We start from the raw sequence: 25,395 nt of genomic DNA, 5'->3' as shown, positions 1-25,395 counted from the left end.
CCATTACAGGTTAGAGGTGCATGGCCATGTCCTACGCAGCCACCCATGATCAGCACGATGATCACCACGGCGCGCCGAAGAGTTTCTTCCAACGCTGGTGCATGTCCACCAATCACAAGGACATCGGTACGCTGTACCTGATCTTCGCGCTGACGATGTTCTTCATCGGCGGCAGTTTCGCGATGACCATCCGCGCCGAGTTGTTCAAGCCCGGCCTGCAGCTGGTGCAGCCGTACTTCTTCAACGAGCTGACCACCATGCACGGCCTGATCATGATCTTCGGCGCGATCATGCCGGCGTTCGTGGGCCTGGGTAACTGGATGATCCCGCTGATGGTGGGCGCGCCGGACATGGCGCTGCCGCGCATGAACAACCTGTCGTTCTGGATTCTTCCGTTCGCCTTCCTGCTGATGCTGTCCACGCTGTTCTCGCCGGGCGGCGCGCCGGCCGGCGGCTGGACGATGTATCCGCCGCTGTCGCTGCAGAGCGATTCGCTGGCCTACGTGGTGTTCGCCATCCATCTGATGGGCATCAGCTCGATCATGGGCGCGATCAACATCATCGCCACCATCCTCAACATGCGCGCGCCGGGCATGGACCTGCTGAAGATGCCGGTGTTCGTGTGGAGCTGGCTGATCACCGCGTTCCTGCTGATCGCCGTGATGCCGGTGCTGGCCGGCGCGGTGACCATGCTGCTGACCGACAAGTACTTCGGCACCAGCTTCTTCAATCCGGGCGGCGGCGGCGACCCCGTGCTGTACCAGCACGTGTTCTGGTTCTTCGGCCACCCCGAGGTCTACATCATGATCCTGCCGGCGTTCGGGATCATCTCGGAGATCGTGCCCACCTTCGCGCGCAAGCCGATCTTCGGCTACAAGGCGATGGTGTTCGCGCTCGCCTGCATCGCGTTCCTGTCGTTCATCGTGTGGGCGCACCACATGTTCGCGGTGGGCCTGCCGCTGGGCGCGGACCTGTTCTTCATGTACGCCACCATGCTGATCGCGGTGCCTACCGGCGTGAAGGTGTTCAACTGGGTGGCCACCATGTGGGGCGGCTCGATGACCTTCGAGACCCCGATGCTGTTCGCCATCGCGTTCATCATCCTGTTCACCATCGGCGGCTTCTCCGGCCTGATGCTGGCCCTGGTGCCGGCCGACTTCCAGTACCAGGACACCTATTTCGTGGTGGCGCATTTCCACTACGTGCTGGTGACCGGCGCATTGTTCGCGATCATTGCGGCGGCCTACTACTGGCTGCCGAAGTGGGCCGGCAACATGTACAGCGAGTTCTGGGGCAAGGTGCACTTCTGGTGCAGCGTGGTGTTCGTGAACGTGCTGTTCTTCCCGCAGCACTTCCTCGGCCTGGCCGGCATGCCGCGGCGCATCCCCGATTACAACGTGGCGTTCGCCAACTTCAACATGGTCAGCTCGATCGGTGGCTTCCTGTTCGGTGCCTCGCAGCTGATCTTCCTCGGCGTGGTGATCCACTGCGTGTTCTTCTCCAGGAAGAAGGCCACCGACCGCGTGTGGGAAGGCGCCAAGGGACTGGAATGGACCGTGCCTTCGCCGGCGCCGCACCATACCTTCTCGGTGCCGCCGGTGATCCATGACGAAGAGCTGGCGCACGGCAACGTGCACGCCTGATCGGCGGGGAAGCCGTGGAAATGACACAGCCGGTTGACGACATCCACGCCGCGGACCAGCGCCGCGGCGTGCGCCGCACGGTGAAGATCCTGGTCGCGGTGGTGATCGGCTTCTATCTGCTGGCGTTCCTGCAGATCCTGCTGATGAAATAACCGCGCCAGCACCTTTCCACTTCAATTACCCGGGTCGGCACGACCGGCAGGCAGGTCCCCGAGCGGCATGGCGGGGCAGAGTCATCAAGAGAAATCCACGGGGTCTCAGCATGGGTCAGCAACACGACGTTTACTTTGTACCGGCCAAGAGCTACTGGCCGATCGTCGCCGCGGTCGTCATGTTCATCTTCATGTTCGGTGCCGGGCACTGGCTCAACGCCGAGCCGGGTGCGACCGGTTTCGGCAAATCGGTGTTCGTCCTCGGCGTGATCGGCGTGCTGGGGATGTTCTTCGGCTGGTTCCGTTCGGTCATCCGCGAATCGCTGGCCGGCGACTACAACCACCAGGTCGATACCTCGTTCCGCATGGGGATGATGTGGTTCATCTTCTCCGAGGTGATGTTCTTCGGTGCGTTCTTCGGTGCGCTGTTCTACATCCGCATGTTCTCGGTGCCGTGGCTCGGTGGCGAAGGCCATGGCGTATTGACCCACCAGTTCCTGTGGAGCGACTACACCGCGGCCTGGGGTGCCAACGGCGGCAATGGTCCGGCGAAGATCGGCGGGGCGTTCGAAACGGTGCCTGCGTGGGGGCTGCCGTTGCTGAACACGCTGATCCTGCTGACCTCCAGCGTCACCGTGACGATCGCCCACCACGCCCTGCGCGCCGGGCATCGCGGCCGGATTCTGCTGTTCCTGGGCCTGACCGTGCTGCTGGGCGCCACCTTCCTGTACTTCCAGGCGCACGAGTACATCGAGGCCTACCACGAGCTCAACCTCACCCTGGGCAGCGGCGTCTACGGCTCGACCTTCTTCATGCTGACCGGCTTCCATGGCCTGCACGTGACCCTGGGCACGATCATGCTGGCGGTGATCTGGCTGCGCGTGCTGAAGGGCCACTTCAGCAAGGACCATCACTTCGGCTTCGAGGCGGTGGCCTGGTACTGGCACTTCGTCGACGTGGTGTGGCTGGGCTTGTTCATGTTCGTCTACATCCTCTGAGCGTCGGTCCGCACTCGCATGCACCGGCCCGCCACTGGCGGGCCGGTTCGTTTCCGGGCGCCGGAATGTGGGCGGGTATGGAGCCTGGCGTGGTGTGCCCCCTGCGGTGGCCGCCGGCATGCCGTGCTGTCTGCCTGCCGAACCTGCCGAACCGTAGCCGGTCAGCCATCAATTTGTGACGGATGTGGTTGTATCCGGTACAAGTTTAGTGTATAGGTGCAGGCCCGCCGCCAGGCGGGGACGAGCGCCAAGCGGCGCCGTCGGTTCGCCATGCTGGTTGGAGTGGCAAGGGTTGGGGGGATGGAGATGTTTCGCTTTCTGCGTCGTAAAGCCAACCGCTGGCTCTTGCTGCTGGCGGCTGTGGACATGGTGCTGCTGGGCTTTTCGCTCAACGCGGCCATGTACCTGCGTTATTTCAATCGGCCTGCCGATCTGGCCCAGTTCTCCCACCACATGCCCGAGCGCTCGCTGGCGTTCGCCGTGATCATGCTGCTGGCGATGGTCGCCCTGGGTCACTACCAGTCGCACATGCGAACGAGCTGGTTCGGCGTGCTGGCGCGCCAGAGCGTGGGTTTCGTGCTCGGTGGCGTGGGCGTCTTCATCATGTATTACCTGCTGCCGCAGGCCTATGTCGGCCGCGGCGTGCTGACCATCGCGCTGCTGCTGTCCTTCGCCCTGATGATGGGCTTCCGGCTGGTGTTCCTGCGCCTGGTGGACGCGGTGGTGTTCCAGCGCCGGGTGCTGATCCTGGGTGCGGGCAAGCGTGCCTCGCAGATCCAGACGCGCATGCGCCGCCACGCCGACCGGATCGGCTTCAACGTGCTCGGTTTCGTGCCGCGCGAGGGCGAGGAGGTGCAGGTCGGCGCGATGTCCCTGGTGCGCCCCGAGGGTTCGCTGGTGGACTGGGCGCTGCATCGCCAGGTGGACGAGATCGTGGTCGGCGTGGACGACCGGCGCGGCGGGTTGCCCATGCGCGACCTGCTGGAGTGCCGTCAGAACGGCATCGACGTGACCGACCTGGCGACCTTCTTCGAACGCGAGTCCGGCCGCGTGCAGCTGTCGCTGACCGATCCCTCCTGGCTGGTGTTCTCCGGCGGCTTCGATGCCACTCCGCTGCGCCGCTTCAGCAAGCGCTGCTCGGATCTGCTGATCGCCACGCTAGTGCTGCTGCTGACCTGGCCGCTGATGCTGCTGGTGGCGCTGGCCATCCGCATCGAGTCCGGTGCCGGCCAGCCCATTCTCTACCGGCAGGAGCGCGTCGGCGCGCGCGGCAAGACGTTCCAGCTGATCAAGTTCCGCAGCATGCGCACCGACGCGGAGCTGGACGGCATCGCGCGCTGGGCGAACAAGGACGACGACCGGGTGACCCGGGTGGGCCGCTTCACGCGCAAGGTGCGCCTGGACGAGCTGCCACAGTTGTGGAACGTGCTCAAGGGCGAGATGAGCTTCATCGGCCCGCGGCCCGAGCGGCCGCAATTCGTGATCGACCTTGGCCAGAAGATCCGCTACTACGATCTGCGTCATTGCCTCAAGCCCGGTCTGGCCGGCTGGGCGCAGCTGCGTTATCCGTATGGCGCGTCCGAGGCCGATGCCGAGGAAAAGCTCAAGTACGATCTGTACTACGTCAAGAACCACAACCTGCTGTTCGACCTGCTGATCCTGTTCCAGACGGTCGAAGTGGTGCTGTTCCGCCGCGGCGCACGCTGATTGGCGGTTCCCTCCGGGCCGGCCGGCCCGGCAAGCTTGAACCCGTCTTCCGGACCTGCGGCGTGGTTGGCGCGTCATGGCTGCCGGGCCAGCTATGACGCCGCATTGTGTAGTGATACGCTTTCCGGGCACGGGGCATTCAGGATAATCAGCTACCCAGCTCAAGCCGCCGGCTTGGCGAGGCTGGGTCGTTGGCATCGGCCTACCTATGGATTCCCCCCATGTCCCGCACCGATCAGATTGCGCCGAACAGGCCTGCAGTACCGACCCGGGGCAGCGGCGAGATGCCCGCTCCGTCATCATTGCGCGCGCAACGCACGCGTACCGCACTGCTCGGTGGCGGCGTGATGCTGATGCTGCTGTTCACTGCGGTATCGCTGCTGCTGGCGCGCGATGACGAACCGCGACCGCTGACCTACCGTCCGATGGCCGCCGCGCCGGCGCCAGCCAGGCTGCCGGCGGCCCCCGCCAGGCCTTCGCCGCTTGCCGCGGAGAAGCTCGGAAATGCCGCTGACGCCAAGGTCTCCCCCACCATCGCGGCGGCGACGAGCCGACGCGCGACCCGGGTCGATGCTGCCGCGGTGGCGCCGCCGGCGAACGCGCCGCGCGCCCGCGCGACCACGACCGAAGCGACGCCGCGTCCGGTTCCCCGCGTTGTCGGTGGCGTTGTCGGTGTGCAGCCGCTGGTGGCGGCCACCGGTGCCTCCTCCCGCAGCACCGCTGCAAGGCATGCGGTCGGCGTGCCAGCCGGGCTGACCGGGTCGATCGGCCGCGATTCCTCCGCGGTGCAGGGCGCGCCGCGGGCGGCTGCGTTCAGCGCCGTGCCGGTGCGACCGCAAGCCGTGACGCTGGCGGCGCATCCACGGCTGCTTCTGGACTCCTCCACGCTGACCGCGCTGCGCCAGCGCGCGGCGGCGAACACGCCGCAATGGACGGCGCTGAAAGCCACCTGCGATTCCTACATCGGCGGCACGGTGGCGTATCCCACCGGCAACCAGTACCCCGACAAGCCGAACCTCGGCTCGGGCTACCAGGGCGAATCCTATCTTCCGGCGCTGCTGGCCGAAGGCATGTGCTACCAGGTGCTGAAGTCCAGCAATGCGGCGGCCGCGGCACCCTACGGCGCCAAGGCGGTCGACATCCTGATGAAGATGTCGATGCCCTACCCGGGCAGCAACGGCTGGGACCCGTGCACCGACAGCGGTTACGGCATCCGCTTCTACGGCGTGGGTTACGGCCTGGGCTATGACTGGGTCTACGACCTGCTGACCGCGTCCCAGCGCACGCAGATCTACACCACCGCGAACGCGTGGATCGCCGCGTGGGAAAAGTCCGGCGGGTGTGCTTCGTTTGCCTACGATGGCAATCCCATCGGCAACTACTACGCCGGTTACTTCCACGCCAAGGCGGTGATCTCGCTGGCCACCTACGGCGAAAATCCCAGCGCGCCGGCGCAGTGGACCGACTGGCTGGGCAACCAGTTCGGCGCGCGAGTGCAGCCGTACTATCGCCTGCACATGCTCGGTGGCGGCTGGCCGGAGGGTTACGGCAACTACGCGCCGCTGAGCATCCTCAACATGAGCTTGCCCGCGCGCGAAGTGAAGACCGCCACCGGGCAGGACCTGCTGCATGCCAGCGCGCCGTATACCTTCCCGGTGGACAGTGCCGACTACTCGATGCATTTCACCTGGCCGTCGCTGGTCTACTTCGACGACCGTGACGACAACCACTCCAACGGCGATCCCTCCTCGCCGCCGCCGGGCACGACCCCGGTCGGCATGTTCCAGCAGATCATCGGTGCGTTGAGCTACTGGCAATCGCCCAAGGTCGCGGTGTTCAACCAGTACCTCGCGGCGGTCGACCAGGCCACCGGCGGATACAGTGATGCGCCGGCCTGGCTGCAGTTCCTGGCGATCGATCCGAATGCGCCGAAGGCGGCGCTGAGCACCTTGCCGCTGTCCTATTTCGCGCCGGGCATGAACGCCGTCGCGGCACGCTCGGACTGGACCACCGCCGCCAGCTGGATGTCGTTCCGCGCCGGCCCCTACACCAACAACCCCGCCGCCGGGCACGAGTTCTTCGACCAGGGCAGTCTCGCGCTGGTGCGCGGCGGCTCGCCGCTGCTGGTCAATGCCGGCGGCTGGCTGGTGCACGAGCCTGGCGGCAACGCCGACGAGACGAAGATCTTCAACGACAACTACGGCGACCTCGACGGTACCCAGTACAGCGGCAACCGGCAGCTGTACAACATCTTCTACGTGCGCAGCATGAGCGGCAGCTCGGTGGCGCAGCGTTTCGGCCAGGAGGCCAATACCACCGAGGACGATGGCGTGCGCACCGCGGTGTCGGCGTACGAGGACGGCAACGGCTACGTCTACATGCTGGCTACCCACCTGGAGGACATGTACCGCACCTTCTCCGCCGGGCCGGCGGTGTCGGCATGGTCGCGGCAAGTCGTCTACCTGCGTCCGAACCGTTTCGTCGTCTACGACCGCACCACCGAAGGCAGCACTGGCTACGACCAGTACCTGGCCTGGCATTTCCCGGCCAACCCGGCCGCGGGCAGCGCGCCGGCGGGACAGCACCGCTTCGACGTCAGCTACAACGGCCAGTACGTGGGCGCGATGACCACCGTGCTGCCGACCGGCAACAAGACCACGACGGTCGGCATGTATCCGGGCGACAACCCGATCAAGGCGTGGCAGGTGCAGGTGCGCCCGCCCGACACCAGCGCCAGCCAGCGATGGCTGACCGTGTTCGACCTGTCCGGCACCGCCGCCAAGGTCGCCACGACCAGCCCGGTGACGGTGAGCCAGGGCGGCATCGTCGGGGTGGAACTGCTCGCCAGCGACGGCAACGCCGTGGTGGTGAGCAGCAGCGGCGCCCCCGGCACCGCGCTCAGCGGCAACCTCGTCTACGGAGTGCAGCCGTTGTCGGCCTACCACGTGGTCACCGACCTGCTCCCGGACACCGGCTACACGGTGACCACCTCGGCTAACGCCGGGTTGCGCAACGTCAACATCAGCGTGGGCGGCACCACCATGAGCAGCCACAAGGGTGTACTCAGCTTCTACGTGACGACCGACGGCACGGTGCAGGGCAACCCGCCGCCACCGCCGACGCCGGTTTACGTCCCGGTGCCGATCAGCGCGCTGCCGGTTCCCGGCTTTCCGGCACCGTACAAGCCCGGCGGTTGAGCCGGACCGCGACCGGCGTTCGCACCGGTCGCGGCAGACGCACCTCCGGGCGGTGGTCGCGGTCGATCAGGGCGAGTGCGGCGTGTTGCGCGTTCACTGGCCCTGCGGCGGGCTGCTGTGCGCGGCCACATGCAGCGGGTACAGCGGTGAGCTGTACCAGTCGACCACCTTGCCGTTCTCGAAGCGCACCCATGATGGGCCGTACTCCCAGCGCTGGTCGCTGGCCATCAGCGTGGGTTCGCCTTCGATGCTGCGCACGCTGGCGGCATCCATGCCCAGGCCCCACGCCGGCCGTTCCGCCGGCGCTGTCGCCGTGGCGCGATGCGTCGGCGGCTGCACGGTTTCGGCGGGCGGGGCCGCGGGCGGCGCGGGCGGTTCGCCCGGCCACAGCCACCACGCCGCAATGGCAGCGGCCGGCAGCAACAACCAGCGGCGGGAACGCCGCCGTGTCGCGAGTACCCGCTGCGTCGCCGCGGCCGACCCGGCTTCGCCCCTCGGCGGCTGGGACGGCCGCACGCCCGCGGCGCCGGGCAGGCGGCCATGCGTGCGGTGGAACTCCATCGCCATGCCGTACATCGCGGTGAGCTGCTGCAGCCGCTGCGCGGCGACGCCGCGCGAATCCTCGTCGCGACGGTCCGGGTGCAGCACCGACACCCGGCGCCGGTACGCGTGCTTGAATTCGTCCAGGCCACAACCCGGTTCGAGACCGAGCAAGCGGTAGAGGTCGAGAAAATCGGTCTCGCGCGCCACGTCGTGCTTCCCCTTGAATGCCGCAAGCCGGGCCATGTGCCGCGCACCATCCGTGCACCGGCTGCCGTGCGGAACTATACCTGCTGGACGCCGCGGCCGCGGCGCACCCTCGCTGCCTCGTGCTAGCGTGACGCACCGAAAACGGCGGGAGGCGACGATGGCCAGGGGCCTGACTGCAAGCTTGCGGGGTGTGGCGTTGGGCGTGGCGGAATTGCCGGGGGTGCGTCTGCTCGCGCGGCCGGTCTATCGCCACCTGTTTGCCCGCGACGTGTTGCCCGGCAATGCCTACGGCGGCGTGTTTGCCAGTGTCGAGGCGGCGCGTGCCGGGGCACCGGCATCGTTGCCGACCAGCTACGACCAGCCGCAGTCGGGCGAGCTCTACGCCGACCGGCTGGAGCGTGTGCAGATCGTGGATTACCCGGTGCTGTTCTGGCTCTCGCGACTGTTTGCCGGCGACGCGCGGAAATTGTTCGACCTGGGCGGCAACGTGGGCACCAGCTATTTCGGTTTCCGCCACCACCTGCCGTATCCCGATGACCTGCGCTGGCTGGTGCACGACGTGCCCGCCGTGGTCGCGGCCGGGCGCGCGCTGGCCGAGCGCGAGGATGGCGCCGGCAAGCTCGGCTTCACCGACTCTCCGCAGGACGCCGACGGTTGCGACGTGCTGCTCTGCAGCGGCGTGCTGCAGTACCTCGACTACTCGCTGCCGCAGTTGCTGCAACCATTGCGCGCGCCGCCGCGCCACGTATTGGTCAACGTGACGCCGCTGCACCCCGAGCGCAGCTTCGTGACCCTGCAGCGTGTCACCCGGCGCCGGGTCGGCATCGCCAACTGCCCGTACAGGGTGACCGCGCTGGGCGCCTTCATCGAGGAGTTCGCGGCGGCCGGTTATCGCGTGGTCGACCACTGGTCGACGACCGAGCGCCACATGCGCATTCCGTTCGAGCCGGCCTGCTCGGTCGACCGCTACCACGGCTTCTGCTTCCGTCGCGACTGAGCTTGCGGGGCGCCGGGGCGCGGGGCACACTGCCGCTTCGATTCCGTGGCGCAGCTTGCGGCCGGCGGGTCGCGGGAGGGGGCATGTCGGGTCCATCGTCCAAGTGGCTGGAAGTCGCCTGGGATCAGTTCGATCCCTGGCGGATACAGGGCGTGCGGCATCATCTGGCGACGCACCCCGCGCTGCAGTTGCCGGCCCTGGTCGAGCTGGGCAAGCGGCTGGAAGCGCGTGGCCGCGTGCGCTCGCACAGCGGCGATGCCACTGCGGGCACGTCGTTCAACGAAGCACCCCGGTTGCATCCCAACGCCAAGGGTGTCGAGGCGACGCTGAGCGACATCGAGCATGCCGCGGCGTGGACTTCGCTGCTCAACGTGCAATCCGATCCGCAGTACCGCGCCGTCGTCGACGAGGTACTCGACTCGGTCCGGCCGCAGGTGGAGGCGGTCGACCCGGGCATGTGCTATCGCGCCGGCTGGATCTTCCTCACCTCGCCGCGGGCGGTGACGCCGTTCCACATGGACAAGGAACACAACTTCATCCTGCAGGTGCACGGCCGCAAGCGGATCTACGTGTGGGACCATCGCGACACGCAGGTGGTCAGCGAGCATGCGCGCGACCGCTTCCATCGCACCCATTCGCGGGAGCTGCTGCAGTGGCGCGAGGAGTATCGCGAGCGTGCGCAGGTGTTCGAGCTGGAACCCGGGATGGGCGCCTACATGCCCTCGACCAGTCCGCACATGGTCGAGAACGGCGATGGCCCGTCGATCACCATGAGCTTCACCTATTACACCCGCGCGACCCGGCGCAACTCCCTCCTGCATCGCACCCACGACATGCTGCGCCGGCTGGGCTGGGTGCCGCCGGCGGTGGATCGCTTCCCGTTGTTCGACGCCGCCACGCTGGCGGCCGGCGGGCTCTACATCGGCAGCAAGCGGCTGGCGCGGCGACTGGCCGGCGCGTCCGTCGATTCGGACGCCGCACCGTACGCCAAGGTTGGCGACTCGTGATGTCCGGCCGGCGACGCGGCGGTCGCCGGGCCTGGCGCGTGCTCATGCTGGCCTGCATTCCGCTGACCGCAGCCGGCGTCGACCGGCCAGCTCCTCCCGCGCCGCCTACGCTCGGCGCCCACACCTTGCTGGCGCAGGCCGATCATCGCGGCCGCAGTCCCGCCGTGACCGCGCCGCTCGACACCGCGCCGGCGGGCAGTGCGTTGCTGGTGCTCAATGGCGGCTTCGCCAGCAACGCGGCGGCGCCGACCGACAGCTATGGGCGGCACTGGACCCAGGTGGGTCCGACCGCCGTCTACGACGGCTACCAGGGCCGTTTCGACGTGAAGGCCTACGTGTCGCTGGCCGGCCCGGGCGGCCGGCACCATACGGTCAGCATCGACAAGCCGGGTGAGCCGGAGCGCGAGATCACCATCCCCTTCGTGGAAATCCGCCATGCCGGCGTGCTGCAGGATTTCGCCCAGAATTACCCCGCGCCCAACCTGGTCCAGCGCATCGCGGGCAAGCTCAAGCGCACGGTGGAGGGCATGCTCTCCGATCCGGCCGACCGCTTCAGCGTGACCAGCGGCGAGGTCACCACGACCGGGCCGGCCACGTTGATCGCGGTGTGGTGGGGTGACGGCAACGTGCGCCGGATGAGCGCCGTGCCGGACAACGGTTTCACCGTGATCGACAGTTATCTGCAACTGCCGCCGATAAGCGGCGTGCAGTGCGCGGTGGCATACCGCCAGGTCGACCGTGCCGGTACTTACCGGGTGAGCTGGAGCGGCAGCCCGCGCCAGCGGGCGATCCTGTGGCTGTTCGCGTTCCAGTCCGCCGCGCCATAGTCCATCCGCGTAGCACGCAGTCAGTCTGAATGGCGTGTCCCATTGCACAGTTCGACGCGGTTCTGCGCTAATCTTGTCGTCCAGAGGCTGGTTTGGCAGACGACGCGATGAGCGGGTGCTCCCAGGCGGCTTCGCTGGGCAGATGCCGGCCGATCCGCGGTGCCTCGCGAATCGCGCGCATCCTGCCCGAGGGAGATCGGCGCGTGTCGTGGCGGTCATCGCCGCCCGACCAGGAGGGGTGGTGGGCGCGGCATCCAATCCAGTGTCAATTGACGACGGCATGTCGTTGCTGGACGTGCTGCCGGGCATCGCGCCTGCCGATGACGAAACCTGGCAAAGCCGTCGCGTGCCGCTCGACGGCGCATTGGCGACTTGCGTGGCGGCGCTGCACGCGGCCGATCCCGAGCGCGCGGCGCTGACCCTGCTGGCCGCGTTGGCGCGGGTCGAGGCGCAGCTGACCGGCGCCGAGTCCGCCGTGGCAACGCTGCACCAGGCCGGATGCACCCGCCAGCTGACCGTGCCGGTGCCCCGCGACGCGCCGCGCAAGGCATGGCTGGAGGGCGTGCTGTCCGCAGCGCGCGGGTCGGCTGCTCCGGTCACGGTGGCGTGGATGGTGCTGCAGGAGGCAGCGTTGCCGGACGCCGCCGCTGCGCTCTCCACCTGGCGCCTCGATTTCGGCGACGCGATCGCCCTCGAACTGCGCTGGCGCAGCCCGCTGACGGCAGCGAGCGTGGAGCTGCTGGCCGGTTGCGTGCAGCGCGCCTGGGCGGGCCTGCTCGACGAAGCTGACGCCGAGCCGGATCTCCTCGCCCCGGCCGAACGCCAGCGCTTGCTGGTGCAGTGGAATGACACCGCGGTGCCGCGACACCGCGGCGACAGCGTGCCCGCGCTGTTCTCCCGCACCGCCGGCGCGCATGCGGATGCACCGGCGGTGGTCGAGGGCGGGCACGCCCTGAGCTATGCCCGACTCGATGAGCGGTCCAGCGCCTTGGCCCGGCATCTGCTCGATGCCGGCGTCGTGCCGGGCGACATCCTCGGCGTCGCGCTGGAGCGTTCGGCGGGGGCGCTGGTGGCAATCCTCGGCGTGCTCAAGGCCGGCGCGGCCTACCTGCCGCTCGATCGCAGCCACCCGCCGGAGCGGTTGGCGTTTGCGCTGGCCGATGCGGGTGCGCGGATGGTGCTGGTCGCATCGGTCGCGGCTACGCTGCCGTTGCCCGATGGAGTGGCGTGCCTTGCGCTGGATGTCGTCGAGTCCGCACCCGTGCCGCACGACGCGCCGCTGCCCGTGGTCGACGGCGATGCGCTCGCCTACGTGATGTACACCTCCGGCTCGACCGGCACGCCCAAGGGCGTGGCGATCGCCCATCGTTCGATCATCCGGCTGGTGTGCGGCGTGGATTACGTGCGGCTGGATGCCGACACGCGCATGTTGCACGCCGCACCGCTGGGCTTCGATGCGTCGACCCTGGAAATCTGGGGCGCGCTGCTGAACGGCGGTCGCGTGGTGGTCCATCCCGAAACGATCCCCACCGCTGCCGGCCTGGCCGCAACCATTGCCGGCGAAGGGGTCGGCACGGCGTGGCTGACCTCGTCGCTGTTCAACGCCGTGGTCGACGAGGCGCCGCGTCGGCTGGAGGGATTGCGCCAGCTGCTGATCGGTGGCGAGGCACTGTCGGTCGACCATGTGCGCCGCGCGCTGGCGGCCTTGCCCGGCGTGGAGATCATCAACGGCTACGGCCCGACCGAGTGCACCACGTTCACCTGCACCTGGCCGATCCCGCGGGACCTGCCGGCCGACGCGCGCTCGGTGCCGATCGGCCGGCCGATCGCCGACACCCGCGTGTACGTGCTCAATCGCGCCGGCGAGCTGGTGCCGACGGGCGTGGTCGGCGAGCTGCACGTGGGCGGCGACGGCGTGGCGCGCGGTTACCTCGGACGGGCGCAGCTGACCGCCGAGCGTTTCGTGGCCGATCCGTTCGGCGCCGCCGATGGCCGCCTGTATCGCACCGGCGACCTGGTGCGCTGGCGCGACGACGGCGTGCTGGAGTTCGTCGGCCGGCGCGACGGCCAGGTCAAGATCCGCGGCTACCGCATCGAGACCGGCGAGATCGAGGCAGCGCTGCTGCGCCAGCCCGGCGTGCGCGCCTGCGCCGTCGTGCTGCGCGATGACCCGCCGCTGGGCAAGCGCCTGGTCGCCTACGTGGTCCCCGCCGCCACCCGCCCCGACCAGCCGGCGCTGCGCCGCGGCCTGGCTGCCGAACTGCCGGAGTTCATGCTGCCGGCCGCGTGGGTGGTGCTGGACGCGCTGCCGGTCACCACCAACGGCAAGCTCGACCGCGCCGCGTTGCCGGCGCCGGGCAGCGCACGGCCGGAACTGGCCACGACCTACGAAGCCCCGGTGGGCGAGGCCGAGACGCGCCTGTGCGCCGCCTTCGCCACCAGCCTCGCGCTGGACAAGGTGGGCCGCCACGACAACTTCTTCGAGCTGGGCGGCAGCTCGCTGCTGGCGGTGCGGCTGATCGATCGCTTGCGCCGCGACGGCGATGCCGCGCTGGACGTGCTGACCTTCTTCCGCGATCCCACGCCGCTGGCGCTGGCCCGCCACCGCGATCACGCCGGCGCCGACGGCATCGAACCGGCGCGCCTCGCCCGCCCGCGTGCCGCCGGCGTGCAAGCCGGTGCCGAGCCGATCGCGATCATCGGCATGAGCGGCCGCTTCCCCGGCGCCGCGGACATCGAGAGCTTCTGGCAGAACCTGTGCGAGGGACGCGAGTCGATCACCCGCTTCGCGCCGGGCGAGCTCGACCCGTCGATCCCGGCGAGCCTGCGCGACGATCCGGCCTACGTGCCCGCGCGCGGCGTGATCGACGGCGTGGAGCTGTTCGACGCCGCGTTCTTCGGCATCAGCCCGCGCGAGGCGGAGTTGATGGACCCGCAGCAGCGGCTGTTCCTGGAGCTGTGCTGGGAGTGCCTGGAACGCGCCGGCCATGCGCCCGGCGCGCAGGACGGCCCGGTCGGCGTGTTCGCCGGCATGTACAACGCGACCTATTTCCAGCACCACGTCAGCGCGCATCCCGACCAGGTCGGGAAGCTCGGCGCGTTCCAGGTGATGCTGGACAACGAGAAGGATTTCATCGCGCCGCGGGTGGCACACAAGCTGGACCTCACCGGTCCCGCGGTGAGCGTGCACACCGCCTGTTCCACCTCGCTGGTGGCGATCTGCCAGGCGATGGAGAGCCTGCGCAGCGGCCAGTGCGAGATGGCGCTGGCCGGCGGTGCCTCGATCACCTGTCCGCCGCGCAGCGGCTACCTGTTCCAGGACGGCGCGATGCTGTCGCCGGACGGCCACACGCGAAGCTTCGACGCCGCGGCGCGGGGCACGGTGTTCAGCGACGGTGCGGCGGTGGTGCTGTTGAAGCGGCTGGCCGACGCGCAGGCCGATGGCGACCCGGTCATCGCGGTGATCCGCGGTGGCGCGATCAACAACGACGGCGGCACCAAGGCCAGCTTCATGGCGCCCAGCAGCGAGGGCCAGGCCGCGGTGGTCGCGATGGCGCAGCGCAACGCCGGCGTCGACGCGCGCAGCATCTCCTACGTGGAAGCGCACGGCACGGCCACGCCGATCGGCGATCCGATCGAGGTGGAGGGCCTGGTCAAGGCGTTCCGGCGCGACACGTCGGATACCGGCTTCTGCCGCCTCGGTTCGGTCAAGAGCAACGTCGGCCACCTGGTGATCGCCGCCGGTGCGACCGGCGTGATCAAGACTGCGCTGGCGCTGGCCGAGCGGCGGATTCCGCCGAGCCTGCATTACGCCGCGGCCAACCCGGCGATCGACTTCGCCCGCTCGCCGTTCGTGGTCAACGATCGCCTGCACGACTGGACCAGCGCGCCCGGCGTACCGCGCCGCGCGGGCGTGAGCTCGTTCGGCGTGGGCGGCACCAATGCGCACGTGGTGCTGGAGGAAGCACCCGCACCGGCGCCGAGCGAGGCGACCGCCGGGCCGCAACTGCTTTTGCTGTCGGCGCGCACGGCCACTGCACTGGGTACGGCGACCACGCGGCTGGGGACGCACCTGGCGGACTCTCCGGAAGTCGAGCTTGCCGACGTGGCGTGGACGCTGGCGGTCGGACGCAAGGCCTTCGCCCATCGGCTGGCCGTGGTCACCGAGTCCGCCACCAGCGCCAGCGCGCAGCTGGCCAGCGCGGAAATCGCCGCGGCGGCGACGCGCAGCACGCCGGCGCGGGCGAGCGACGTGGTCTTCCTGTTCCCGGGCCAGGGCGCCCAGTACGCCGGCATGGGTCGCGCGCTGCATGCCAGCGAGCCGGTATTCCGCGACGCATTCGACGCTTGCGCCAGCGCCTTGCGCAAGCAGGGCGGTTTCGACCTCGCCGCGTGCGTGTTCGCCGACGATCCGGCCGTGCTGCTGCCCACGGCGGTGATGCAGCCGGCGACGTTCGCCATCGAATACGCGCTGGCGCAGTGGTGGATGAGCCTGGGCCTCGTGCCGGCAGCGATGATCGGCCACAGCGTGGGCGAGTTCGTGGCAGCCACGCTGGCCGGCGTGTTCAGCCTGCGCGACGCGATCGCGCTGGTGGCGCGGCGCGGCGAGCTGATGCAGGCGCAGCCGCCGGGCGCGATGCTGTCGGTGCGGCTGCCGCTGGATGCATTGCAGGCACGCCTGCCGGCGGATCTGGCGCTGGCAGCGGAGAACGCGCCTGGCGCCTGCGTGGTGGCCGGGTCGGCCGAGACGGTCGAGGCTTTCCGGGCGGCGCTCGAGGCGGACGGCATCGCCGCGCGCCTGCTGCAGACCTCGCACGCCTTCCATTCGGCGATGATGGAGCCGGTGCTGGCACCGTTCCGCGAGGCGCTTGCCGCCGTCGAACTGGGCCGCCCGCAGCTGCCCCTGGTGTCGACCGCGCTGGGCGACTGGCTCGACCCCGCGCAGGCCGGCTCGATCGATTACTGGACGCAGCACCTGCGCGTTCCGGTGCGCTTCTCCGCCGCGCTGGCGCGGGTGCTCGACGCGCCATCGCGCGTGCTGCTGGAAGTGGGGCCGCGCCACACGCTGACCACGCTCGCCCGACAGCAACTCGGTACCGCGCGCGAGCGCATCGTCGCCGTGCCCAGCCTGGCCGATGCGGCGGACGCGGAGCGCACGGCGCTGCTGCAGGCCGCGGGCCAACTCTGGTGCCGCGGCGTGGCGCTTGATCCGGCACGACTCGACCATCGCGCGCGCCGCCGCCGCGTGCGCCTGCCCACCTATCCGTTCGAACGCCAGCGCTGCTGGCTGGATGCCGCACCCGCCACGGCGCCCGCGCCATCGTTCGCTGAACCGACACCCGTCGCCGCCGCGCCCGCGGCCGAGGAGGCCCCCATGCCGCAAGTCGCCATGCCCGCCGATCGCCGCCCCCGGCTGGTGAACCAGCTCAAGGCGGTGTTCGAGGACATCACCGGGATCGAACTGGACGACGCCGACAGCACCAGCAACTTCATCGAGCTCGGGCTGGACAGCCTGATGCTGACCCAAGTCGCGCTGCACCTGTCGCGCGTGTTCCCGGTCAAGGTGACGTTCCGCCAGTTGATGGTCGACCACGCCAGCCTGGACCGGCTGGCGGCGTTGCTGGACGAGCAGATGCCGCCGGACGCGCCGACGGCGGCGCCAGTTGCCGCGCCGGTCGCCGCCCCCGTGGCTGCGCCGACGCTCGCCGCGCCAACGCTTGCCGTGCCGGCGCTGCCGACGGCGGGAGCGGGCGGCAACGACTACGTGCGTCACGTGATCGACCAGCAGATGCAACTGATGGCACAGCAGCTGGCCTTGCTCGGGGGAACGGCGAGCGCCGCCGCACCCGTCGCGCCCGCACAGCAAGCAGCACCACCGGCCAGCGTGGCGACGCCACCGGCGGCAGCACCCGTGTCGACCAGCGCGGATCGCGACGAGGAAGCGGCGCTGGCGCACACCCGCTACGACGTCAAGAAGGCGTTCGGCGCGATCGCGCGCATCGACAACGGCCAGCTGGAACTGTCCCGCCACCAGCGCGAGCGGCTCGATCGTTTCATCGAGCGCTACGTCGCGCGGTCGCGCAAGTCCAAGCAGTACACCGAGGCGCAGCGCCCGCACATGGCCGACCCGCGCGTGGTGAACGGCTTCCGCCCGCTGACCAAGGAGATCGTCTACCCGCTGGTGGTCGAGCGCTCCAAGGGCTCGCGCCTGTGGGACCTGGACGGCAACGAATACGTGGATGCGCTGAACGGCTTCGGCATGAGCCTGTTCGGCTGGCAGCCGGATTTCGTGCTGGAGGCCATCCGCCGCCAGCTCGACCTCGGCTACGAGATCGGCCCGCAGCATCCGCTCGCCGGCGACGTGGCGCGACTGGTGTGCGAGGTCACCGGACACGACCGCGCCGCCCTGTGCAACACCGGTTCGGAAGCCGTACTGGGTGCGCTGCGGGTCGCGCGCACGGTCACCGGGCGCAGCACCGTGGTGCTGTTCAGCGGCTCCTACCACGGCATCATCGACGAGGTGATCGTGCGCGGCACGAAGAAGCTGCGTGCGGTGCCGGCCGCGCCCGGGATCATGCGCAACACGGCGGAGAACGTGATCGTGCTGGACTACGGCACGCCGGAATCGCTGGAGATCATCCGCGCGCGCGCGCACGAGCTGGCCGCCGTGCTGATCGAGCCGGTGCAGAGCCGGCGGCCCGACTTCCAGCCGGTCGATTTCCTGCGCGAGGTGCGCAAGATCACCGCCGCGTCCGGCACGCTGTGCATCTTCGACGAGATCGTCACCGGCTTCCGCGCCCATCCCGGCGGCACCCAGGCGCTGTTCGGCATCCAGGCGGACCTCGCCACCTACGGCAAGGTGGTCGGTGGCGGTTATCCGATCGGCGTGATCGCCGGCAAGCGCGAGTTCATGGATGCGCTCGACGGCGGCAGCTGGCAGTTCGGCGACGACTCGGTGCCGACCGTGGGCGTGACCTATTTCGCCGGCACCTTCGTGCGCCACCCGCTGGCGCTGGCGGCGGCGCAGGCGGTGCTCGAACACATCAAGGAGCAGGGCGCCGGCCTGCAGGAGCGGCTCAACGCGCGCACCACGGCGATGGCCGCCGAGCTCAACGCGTTCTGCGACGAAGTCGGTGCGCCGGTCGCGGTCAAGCACTTCGCGTCGTTCTGGAAGACCCAGTTCCTGGAAGATCATCCCTTGCAGGATCTGCTGTTCGCGATGATGCGCAGCCGCGGCGTGCACATCCTGGACAACTTCCCCTGCTTCTTCACCTCCGCGCACAGCGAGGCGGATTTCCGGCAGATCACGCAGGCCTGGAAGGATTCGGTGATCGAACTGCAGGAGGCCGACTTCCTGCCGCGGCGCACCGCCACCGCCCGCACCGTGATGGACGCGCGCCAGCCGCCGCTGCCCGGTGCGCGCATCGGCCGCGAACCGGACGGGCGTCCGGCGTGGTTCGTGCAGGTTCCCGGGCAACCGGGCAGCTACACCAAGGCAAGTTGATCGCGATGAGCATCGGAACCCCAGCCAGGGACGCGGCGCTCGCCGTCGACTACGACCCCTTCGCCGACGGCACGCTGTCGCGCGTGGCGCCCAGCACCGAGCCGCAGCGCGAAATCTGGCTGGCCGACCAGCTCGGCGCCGAGGCTTCGCTGGCCTACAACGAATCGGTCTCGCTGCACTTGCGCGGCGTGCTCGATGCGGCCGCGCTGCACGCGGCGTTGCAGTCGCTGCTGGATCGGCACGATGCGCTGCGCGCCAGCTTCGGCCCGGATGGCGAAGCCCTGTGCATACGCGAGCAGGTGAGCTTCGAGCTGCCGTTGCTCGACCTGTCGGCCGCCGATCCGGCGCGGCGCGAGCAGGCCGTGGCCGAGCGTCGCGCCGCGGTGGTGGAAACCCCGTTCGCGCTGGGCCGCGACCACCTGCTGCGCGGCGAGTTGCTCCGCCTGGCGCACGACGAGCACGTGCTCATCCTCACCGCCCATCACATCGTCTGCGACGGCTGGTCGTGGTGGGTGCTGGTGCGCGAGCTGGGCACGCTGTACGCGCAGCGGCTCGGCCACGCGGTGGAGGCGCTGCCGCCGGCCGAAGCGTTCGCCGACTACGCGCTGGCCCAGGCCTGCCAGCCGGATGCTGCATACGCGCAGGACGAGCAGTACTGGCTGGCGCGCTTCACCGGCGAGATCCCGGTGCTCGACCTGCCCACCGATCGCCCGCGCCCGGCCCGCCGCAGCTTCGGCTCCGCTCGCGAGGACTGGACGCTGGATGCGGAACTGGTCGCGGCGATCCGCCGCCTCGGCGCGCGCCAGGGCGCCAGCCTGTTCGCCACCTTGCTGGGCAGTTTCGCGGCCTTGCTGATCCGGCTGGCACACCAGTCGCGGGTGGTGATCGGCATCCCCACCGCCGGGCAGGCGATCGACGGCCACGACGCCCTGGTCGGCCACTGCGTCAACACCTTGCCGCTGCTGTTCGAGCCGGACCTGGACCGGCCCGCCGCGCTGGCCATCGAGCAGGCGCAAACCACCTTGCTCGACGCGCTGGAACACCAGCGCCTCACCTTCGGCAGCCTGCTGCGCAAGCTGCGCATCGGCCGCGACCCTTCGCGCCTGCCGCTGGTCAGCGTGATGTTCAACATCGACCAGGCGCTGGACCACGAGGACTCGGCGTTCCCCGGCCTGCAGCTGGAATTCGCCAGCAATCCGCGCCGCTACGAGAACTTCGAGCTGGCGATCAACGCGGTGCAAAGCCATGGCGAGCTGCGCCTGGAATGCCAGTACAACCGCGAGTTGTTCGACGGCGCCACGATCCGCCAGTGGCTGGGGCACTACCAGACCCTGCTGCAGGCGATGGCCGCCGACGACGACACGGCGTTCGGTCGGCTGCCGCTGCTGGCCGACATCGAGCAGCGCAAGGTGCTGGAGAAGTTCAATGCCACCCACGTCGACTATCCGGCCGGGCAGTGCATCCATGAACTGATCGAGGCGCAGGTGGCGCGCACGCCGCAGGCGATTGCCGTCAGCCATGAAGGCGCAACGCTGAGCTACGCCGGGTTGAACGAGCGGGCCAATCGGCTCGCCCACCACCTGCGCGCGTCCGGCGTGCGCCCCGACCAGCGCGTGGCGATCTGCGCCGAGCGCTCGCTGGAGCTGGTGATCGGCCTGCTGGCCATATTGAAGGCCGGCGCGGCGTACGTGCCGCTCGACCCGGAATATCCACCCGAGCGCCTGGCCTGGATGCTGCAGGACTGCGCGCCGGCAATGCTGCTGACCCAGCAGGCGCTGGTGTCGCGGTTGGCGCCGCTGGCGCCGGCCGTGCCGCCGTTGGCGCTGGACCAGGCCGCGCCGGCATGGGCCGCGTGCGAGGCGTCCAACCCGCTCGCGGCGGCAAACGGCCTGCATGACCGCCACCTCGCCTACGTGATCTACACCTCCGGCTCCACCGGCCTGCCGAAGGGCGCGATGAACGAGCATCGCGGCGTGGTCAACCGGCTGCGCTGGATGCAGGAGATGTTCGCCGTCGATGCCCGCGACGTGTTGCTGCAGAAGACGCCGTGCAGTTTCGACGTCTCGGTGTGGGAGTTCTTCCTGCCGCTGATGAGCGGTGCGCGGCTGGTGATGGCGCGTGCCGGCGGCCATCGCGATCCGGCCTACCTGGCCGACACCATCCGGCGCGAGCAGGTCAGCACGATCCATTTCGTGCCTTCGATGCTGCACGCCTTCCTCGACCACGGCGATACCGCGGCGTGCGCCAGCCTCAAGCAGGTGATCTGCAGCGGCGAGGCGCTGCCGGCGGTACTGGCCGCGGCGTTTTTCCGCCAGTTGCCCGGCGCGGGCCTGCACAACCTGTACGGCCCGACCGAGGCGGCGGTGGATGTCACCGCGTGGGCGTGCGTGGCCGGCGACGACGCATCGAACATTCCGATCGGCCGCCCGGTGGCCAACACGCGCATCTACATCCTCGATGGCTATGGCCAGCCGGTGCCGGTGGGCGTGGCCGGCGAGATCTTCATCGGCGGCGTGCAGGTCGGTCGCGGCTACCTCAACCGCGAGACGCTGACCGCCGAACGCTTCCTGCCCGATCCGTTCGCCCACGACGCCGACGCACGCATGTACAAGACCGGCGACCTCGGTCGCTGGCGTGCGGACGGCAACATCGAATACCTCGGCCGCAACGATTTCCAGGTGAAGCTGCGCGGTTTCCGCATCGAGCTGGGCGAGATCGAACACCGCCTCGCCACGCACCCGGCGGTGGCGCAGGCGGTGGTGCTGGCGCGCGAGGATCGCCCCGGCGACATGCGCCTGGTTGCGTACATCGCCGGCGCGGCTGGCGCCAGCGCCGATCCGGCGGCGCTGTCCGCGCACCTGCGCGCGAGCCTGCCCGAGTACATGGTGCCGGCGCACTACGTGATGCTGCCGGCAATCCCGCTGTCGCCCAACGGCAAGGTCGATCGCACGCGATTGCCGGCACCCGACACGGCGGCGGGCAGCGGAGCACGCGAACAGCAGGCGCCACGCGATGAACTCGAACAGCGCGTGGCCGCAGCGATGGCCGCGACGCTCGGCGTGGACGCGCCGGGCGTGGACGACAACTTCTTCGACCTGGGCGGCCATTCGCTGCTGGCCTCGCGCTGGATCGCCCGGCTCAATCGCGAACTGGGGTTGACCCTGTCGTTGCGCGCCGCGTTCGACGCCCCCAGCGTGGCCGCGATGGCGGCGGCGATCCGCGCGCTGGACACCGATCCGGCCCAGGCCCGCCCGGCGCCGCCGGCGATCCCGCGGCTCGCCGATCGCGGCACCGCGCCGCTCTCGCTGATGCAGCAGCGCGTCTGGTACCTGGAGCAGCTCAATCCCGGCCAGGTGGTCTACCACGCGCCGTCCGCGCATCGCCTGCGCGGGCCGATGAACGTGGCGGCCTTCGAACAGGCGCTGCGCGACATGGTGCGGCGCCAGCCGACCTTGCGCACGGCGATCGAGCTGGACGACAAGACCGCGGTCCAGCGCATCCATGCCGGGCTCGAGATCGCGTTGCCGCTGGAGGATCTTTCCGGCGTGGATGCGGCCGGGCGCGAGGCCGTGCTGGCCCGGCGGCTGGAGGAGCTGATCGCCGAGCCGTTCGACCTGGGCACGCCGCCGCTGTTCCGGGTGCGGCTGTTCCGGCTCGCTGCGGACGAACACGTGTTCTTCTTCATGCCGCATCACGTGATCTGGGATGGCTGGTCGTTCGACCTGTTGTACGAGGAGATGTCGGCGCTGTACGCCGCGCGTGCCGCCGGCCGGGAACCTGCATTGCCGCCGCTGGCGGTCGAGTACGCCGATTTCGCCGCGTGGCATGCGCAATGGATGCGTGGCGACGAGCTGAAGCGCCAGCTGGCGCATTGGCGCAAGCGCCTGGCCGGCACGCTGGAGCCGCTGGCGTTGCCGGTCGATCGCCCGCGTCCGCCGCGCATGAGCGGCGCCGGTGCCACCGAGTGGATCCATCTGCCGGCGGACCAGGCGGCGGGCATGCGCCAGCTCGGCCAGCAGGGCCAGGGCACGCTGTTCATGGTGTTGCTGACCGCCTGGTGCGTGCTGCTGCATCGGCTCAGCGGGCAGGGCGAGGTGATCGTGAACACGCCCGTGCGCGGTCGCGACACGCCCGAGCTGGAACGGGTGATGGGCTTCTTCGTCAACGCGCTGCCGCTGCGCGTGCAGCTGGAAGACGGCGCCTCGTTCCTGGACGCGCTGCAGGCGGTGCGTGGCGTGGTGCTCGATGCGTTTGCCTGCGCCGACGTGCCGTTCGAGCAACTGGTGATCGACCTCGACCTGCGCCGCGACGACAGCCGCCCGCCGCTGAGCCAGGCGATGTTCTCGTTCCAGGACGTGCGCCTGCGCCCGGGCCGCTGGGGCGAGCTGGAACACCAGAACATCCCGGTGTTCCAGCACGGCGCGGCTGACGACGTCGGGCTGTGGTTCATCGAGCACGCGCAGGGACTTTCCGGCGGCCTCACCTACAACACCGACATCTTCGACGCCGCCAGCGTGGCGCGCTGGATCGATTACCTGCGGCAGATCCTGGCGCAGGCGGTGGCCTCGCCGCAGCGCGCGCTGGGCGACATCGAGCTGATGGACGCGGCGGAACGAACGCAAGTGCTCGCGGGCTGGAACGCCACCGCGCTGGACTACGACCGCACGCTGGGCCTGCCCGCGCTGATCGAGGCGCAGATGCGCGCCGCGCCGCAACGCATCGCTGCCGAGTGCGGTGGCGAGCGCGTCGACTATGCGTGGCTCGACCAGGCCAGCCGCAACCTCGCGCTGGCGCTGGGTCGTCACGGCCTCGGTCGCGGCGACCGCGTGGGCATCTGCGTGCCGCGCAGCCTGTCGATGCTGGTGGCGGTGCTCGGCGTGTTGCGCAGTGGCGCCGCCTACGTGCCGCTGGACCCCACCTTCCCGCCGGATCGCCTGCACTACATGGCCGAGCATGCGCAGCTGCGCCATGTGCTGGTCACCGACGCGGCACTGCTGCCGGCGGCGGTCGCCGAAGGTCGCGAACTGCTCGACGTCGACGCACTGGCCGCGCAGCCGGCGGGCGAGGGCAACTTGCCGCCGGTGCACGGCGACGACACCGCCTACGTGCTGTACACCTCCGGCTCCACCGGCAAGCCCAAGGGTGTCGCCGTGCTTCACCGCAACCTGGTCAACTTCCTGCTGGCCATGGCGCGCGAGCCGGGTTTCACCCGGGACGACACCGTGTGCGCGGCCACCACGCTGTCGTTCGACATTGCCGGGCTGGAGCTGTACCTGCCGCTGACCGTGGGCGGGCGCGTGGTGATCGCCACCGACGAGGAGCAGCACGATCCGAACCGGATGTGGGACCTGATCGAGCGCAGCGGCTGCAACGTGCTGCAGGTGACCCCCTCGGTGCTGCGCCTGCTGCAGGATGCCGGGCGGGATCGCGCGCTGGATCAGCTGCGCCTGTTCGTCGGCGGCGAAGCGCTGCCGTCGGCACTGGCGCGCAACATGGCGGGGCGCTGCCGCGAGCTCTGGAATCTGTACGGCCCCACCGAGACCACGATCTGGTCCAGCCTGGCGCGAATCCGCCCGGATCTCGATACGGCCCCGCTGGGCAAGCCGATCGCCAACACGCGGATCTACGTGCTGGACGCGCAGGGTAGGCCATTGCCGCCGGGCGTCATCGGCGAGATCTGGATCGGCGGCGATGGCGTGGCCGCCGGCTATCTGTTCCAGCCGGAGCTGACCGCCGAGCGCTTCGTCGACGATCCCTTCGTCGGCGGCACCGCACGCATGTATCGCAGCGGCGACCTGGGTGCCTGGCGCCATGGCGTGCTGCATTTCCACGGGCGCGTCGACCACCAGGTCAAGCTTCGCGGTTTCCGCATCGAGCTGGGCGACATCGAGGCCGCCGCCGACAGCCACCCGGCGGTGCACGAATCCGTGGCGGGGGTGCGCCGCTTCGGCGACAACGACCTGCGCATGGTGCTGTACGTGGTGATGGACGGCGACGTCGAGGCGGGTGCCCGCGAGCTGCGCGAGCACCTGCGCCAGCGCCTGCCCGGCTACATGCTGCCGCAGCACATCGAGATCCTGGCGCAGCTGCCGAAGACGCCCAACGGCAAGATCGATCGCAAGCAACTGCCCGAGCCCGTCGCCGCGGCGGTCGTGGCGCAGCAGCGTCCCGTCCGGCAGGCCGGGCCCGCGACCGACGCGATGAGCGATGCGCGCGAACTGTATCTCGCCGGCCTCTGGCGCGAGCTGATCGGCGTCGAGGAGATTCGCCGCAACGACAACTTCCTCGACCTCGGCGGGCACTCGATGCTGGCGGTGGAGTTCGCCAGCCGGGTGCGCAAGGAGACCGGCGTGAGCCTGCGCCTGCTGAACGTGGTCACCGGCACGCTGGCATCGCTGGCCGTCGAGCTGCCCGAAGCCGGCGCGGGTTCGCCGCGACCGGCGGAAGGTTCCCTGTGGTCGCGTCTGCGCAAGCGCCTCGGAGGGGGCTGAGGTGCGGGCTCGACGAGGCGCGTGCGCGGAACGTGCACCGTGCCAGCCTGTCGCCCGCGGCGACTGCTACCATCGTGTCAGCCCCGCCGACGGTGCGGGGCGGGTTGGCGAGCGAATGCACG

Annotated in this window: 11 protein-coding genes; 10 read left to right on the top strand and 1 reads right to left on the bottom strand. The window is 69.7% G+C overall.

Translation table 11 applies throughout. The features are described from left to right. Positions 1 to 26 precede the first annotated feature (26 nt). The 5 genes from ctaD (at position 27) to ACVCMB_RS10430 (ending at position 7,697) form a co-directional block, all read left to right on the top strand. Entirely contained in the window at positions 27 to 1,643 is a 1,617-nt protein-coding gene (gene ctaD, locus ACVCMB_RS10450) for a cytochrome c oxidase subunit I (RefSeq protein WP_395121266.1), read from the top strand. Between the two features lie 20 nt (positions 1,644 to 1,663). Then, complete coding sequence (locus tag ACVCMB_RS10445; protein WP_395120386.1) at positions 1,664 to 1,795, top strand: hypothetical protein; 132 nt, start codon at positions 1,664 to 1,666, stop codon at positions 1,793 to 1,795. Between the two features lie 110 nt (positions 1,796 to 1,905). After that, complete coding sequence (locus ACVCMB_RS10440) at positions 1,906 to 2,793, top strand: cytochrome c oxidase subunit 3 (RefSeq protein WP_395120385.1); 888 nt, start codon at positions 1,906 to 1,908, stop codon at positions 2,791 to 2,793. Positions 2,794 to 3,099: 306 nt separating this feature from the next. After that, the gene (locus ACVCMB_RS10435; protein ID WP_447097920.1) at positions 3,100 to 4,500 is read left to right on the top strand and encodes a TIGR03013 family XrtA/PEP-CTERM system glycosyltransferase; all 1,401 of its coding nucleotides are present in this window, start codon (positions 3,100 to 3,102) and stop codon (positions 4,498 to 4,500) included. 221 nt (positions 4,501 to 4,721) lie between these two features. Next, complete coding sequence (locus ACVCMB_RS10430) at positions 4,722 to 7,697, top strand: hypothetical protein (protein ID WP_447106867.1); 2,976 nt, start codon at positions 4,722 to 4,724, stop codon at positions 7,695 to 7,697. Positions 7,698 to 7,790: 93 nt separating this feature from the next. Here ACVCMB_RS10430 and ACVCMB_RS10425 read toward each other — a convergent pair whose 3' ends face one another. Continuing rightward, positions 7,791 to 8,483 (bottom strand): J domain-containing protein, encoded by a 693-nt coding sequence (locus ACVCMB_RS10425; protein ID WP_395120382.1) that lies wholly within the window; start codon positions 8,481 to 8,483, stop codon positions 7,791 to 7,793. Between the two features lie 121 nt (positions 8,484 to 8,604). On the opposite strand from ACVCMB_RS10425, the gene ACVCMB_RS10420 reads away from it, so the two are divergent. The 5 genes from ACVCMB_RS10420 to ACVCMB_RS10400 all read left to right on the top strand — a co-directional run bounded on the left by ACVCMB_RS10420 (position 8,605) and on the right by ACVCMB_RS10400 (position 25,273). Next, positions 8,605 to 9,444: a TIGR04325 family methyltransferase gene (locus ACVCMB_RS10420; protein ID WP_395120381.1), complete on the top strand. Its 840-nt coding sequence runs from the start codon at positions 8,605 to 8,607 to the stop codon at positions 9,442 to 9,444. A gap of 83 nt (positions 9,445 to 9,527) precedes the next feature. After that, the gene (locus tag ACVCMB_RS10415; protein ID WP_395120380.1) at positions 9,528 to 10,451 is read left to right on the top strand and encodes a cupin-like domain-containing protein; all 924 of its coding nucleotides are present in this window, start codon (positions 9,528 to 9,530) and stop codon (positions 10,449 to 10,451) included. A 44-nt stretch (positions 10,452 to 10,495) separates the two neighbouring features. Further along, positions 10,496 to 11,278 (top strand): hypothetical protein, encoded by a 783-nt coding sequence (locus tag ACVCMB_RS10410; protein WP_447097925.1) that lies wholly within the window; start codon positions 10,496 to 10,498, stop codon positions 11,276 to 11,278. Between the two features lie 262 nt (positions 11,279 to 11,540). Beyond that, positions 11,541 to 18,782, top strand: coding sequence for a hybrid non-ribosomal peptide synthetase/type I polyketide synthase (locus ACVCMB_RS10405; protein WP_447106865.1), 7,242 nt, complete (start codon positions 11,541 to 11,543; stop codon positions 18,780 to 18,782). A gap of 5 nt (positions 18,783 to 18,787) precedes the next feature. Further along, positions 18,788 to 25,273: an amino acid adenylation domain-containing protein gene (locus ACVCMB_RS10400; protein WP_447106864.1), complete on the top strand. Its 6,486-nt coding sequence runs from the start codon at positions 18,788 to 18,790 to the stop codon at positions 25,271 to 25,273. The last annotated feature ends 122 nt before the right edge of the window (positions 25,274 to 25,395 follow it).

The organism is Rhodanobacter sp. UC4443_H10, assembly GCF_052978325.1.
The sequence above is the reverse complement of the archived record's forward strand: the minus strand, read 5'-3'. Positions and strand labels throughout refer to the sequence as shown.

Coding starts and splice junctions, on each gene's coding strand:
- ACVCMB_RS10420 (WP_395120381.1), top strand. CDS start 8,605: ATGGCCAGGGGCCTGACTGCAAGCTTGCGGGGTGTGGCGTTGGGCGTG.
- ACVCMB_RS10440 (WP_395120385.1), top strand. CDS start 1,906: ATGGGTCAGCAACACGACGTTTACTTTGTACCGGCCAAGAGCTACTGG.
- ACVCMB_RS10425 (WP_395120382.1), bottom strand. CDS start 8,483: ATGGCCCGGCTTGCGGCATTCAAGGGGAAGCACGACGTGGCGCGCGAG.
- ACVCMB_RS10435 (WP_447097920.1), top strand. CDS start 3,100: ATGTTTCGCTTTCTGCGTCGTAAAGCCAACCGCTGGCTCTTGCTGCTG.
- ACVCMB_RS10430 (WP_447106867.1), top strand. CDS start 4,722: ATGTCCCGCACCGATCAGATTGCGCCGAACAGGCCTGCAGTACCGACC.
- ctaD (WP_395121266.1), top strand. CDS start 27: ATGTCCTACGCAGCCACCCATGATCAGCACGATGATCACCACGGCGCG.
- ACVCMB_RS10415 (WP_395120380.1), top strand. CDS start 9,528: ATGTCGGGTCCATCGTCCAAGTGGCTGGAAGTCGCCTGGGATCAGTTC.
- ACVCMB_RS10445 (WP_395120386.1), top strand. CDS start 1,664: ATGACACAGCCGGTTGACGACATCCACGCCGCGGACCAGCGCCGCGGC.
- ACVCMB_RS10400 (WP_447106864.1), top strand. CDS start 18,788: ATGAGCATCGGAACCCCAGCCAGGGACGCGGCGCTCGCCGTCGACTAC.
- ACVCMB_RS10410 (WP_447097925.1), top strand. CDS start 10,496: ATGCTGGCCTGCATTCCGCTGACCGCAGCCGGCGTCGACCGGCCAGCT.